Below are 1,634 nucleotides of genomic sequence, written 5' to 3'. Positions count from 1 at the left end.
CAAATTTACAATTCAATTAAGAACAACCAGGCTACCTGCGATGGAACCGGCCGTGCTGGCATAGGAAGAAAGTACGGTGCAGGCTTTGGACAGGGAAGTGGTATGGGCCTTGGACAAGGTACCGGCAGAGGTGCAGGAATGCGTAATGGTGGTGGATTTGGGCAAGGAATGGGAGCCGGCAGTGGCATGAACAGGTAGACACCCCTCTAAAAAGTACCCATTACCAGGAGTATTGGTTGATGCTCTCTTGGTAATGGGTATTAAAAACTATTTAAACAGCCTCTATAAGACCACGATAAATCAAGGAAAATCAGCGGCTGCTTGTTTTAACATTAGTAACTACTCAGGTATCCCTTGAGTAGTTACTAACATTTTAGATAAAGGGGTGTTTTACATGAATTTGAATACGGCTGGTTTTGTCAACACAAAAGTTGACCACTTGTGATAAAGTAAAAGTTGACCGGCCCCGATATTAAATGGTAAAGTGACAGATAATTCTGCCTACAATAGCACTTATCATTATTCATTATTTAGTTGTTGAGATGTGTTTGCTATGGATCTTTGCTGCAGGGTTTCACAAAAACGATAGCTTTCGCCGTTCATTAGATGGATATCAGCCCTGTGGGTTAAACGATCAATTAAGGCCTCGGTCATGCGCACATCTTCAAAAACCTCAGGCCACTTTTCAAAGTCCAGGTTGGTTATAACAATGATGCTGCCAAGCTCATGCCTGGTTGAGCAAAACTGAAATAATAGTTCAGCACCGGTTTTACTAAATGGAATATAGCCAAGTTCATCCAATATTACCAGTTCGTCACGCATCCACTCCTTTTCCAGCTTTAGTAAGCGGTGTTCTTCGCGGGCGGTTACTAACTCCTCCACCCAGCGGGCGGCTTGATAAAATCTTACCTTGCGGCCTTGTTGACAAGCAGCCAAGCCAAGGGCAGTGGCTAAATGAGTCTTGCCCGTTCCGGAATTACCCATGAAAATTATGTGACGTTTTTCTTCTATGTATTGGCCCTGGGTTAAAGCCAATATACGGGTTTTGCTAACACTGGGTATCAGACTGAAGTCAAAGGTTTCCAGGTTTTTAACCTGTGGAAAACGTGCCTGCTTTATCCTGCGGGCTACGGTGTTTTCTTCTCGCTGGTCTAATTCATATCGCAGTAAAGCACTTAAGAATTCCAAGTGGTTAAAATCCCTATCCTGTGTTTCCCGCAGTAGATCGGACAGTGCCTTGGCTGCTGCCGGCAGTCTTAACTCCTTTAGATAATGGGAAACCGTCATTATGTTCATGCCCCAACACCACCTTTAAGCAAGCTGGTGTGAACTTGCAAATTAAAACGGCACCTGTTTTTCACAAACAAATGGCATGTATTTGTCAACTCAAAATTTCCCCATGTGGCTATTAAAAATTCCCCCACTTAACAACAAGAGTTATGCTTTCATTGAATTATCCACAGTTTTACGTTATCTCATTAATCGTGACAATGCAAAGCATGATCGCGTCAATTTGAATATAGTATACACGTTGGGTTTTGCCTAATAAATTAGGCCAATTGCTGCTTCTGCAACCACTCCTTTGTTTCTTTCATTCGATAGGAATTCCCATTCATATTAATTATGTATGATTG

General features: G+C 42.5%; 1 protein-coding gene. It reads right to left on the bottom strand.

Annotation, left to right across the window (positions count from 1 at the left end):
- Nucleotides 1-519: 519 nt before the first annotated feature.
- Complete coding sequence (gene istB, locus BUB67_RS15910; protein WP_143157129.1) at nucleotides 520-1,296, bottom strand: IS21-like element helper ATPase IstB; 777 nt, start codon at nucleotides 1,294-1,296, stop codon at nucleotides 520-522.
- Nucleotides 1,297-1,634 lie beyond the last annotated feature (338 nt).

The organism is Desulforamulus putei DSM 12395, assembly GCF_900129195.1.
Taxonomy (GTDB): Bacteria; Bacillota; Desulfotomaculia; order Desulfotomaculales; family Desulfotomaculaceae; genus Desulfotomaculum; species Desulfotomaculum putei.
Note: the sequence above shows the minus strand (reverse complement) of the source record. Positions and strands in the feature narration are given on the sequence as shown.

Coding starts and splice junctions, on each gene's coding strand:
- istB (WP_143157129.1), bottom strand. CDS start 1,296: ATGAACATAATGACGGTTTCCCATTATCTAAAGGAGTTAAGACTGCCG.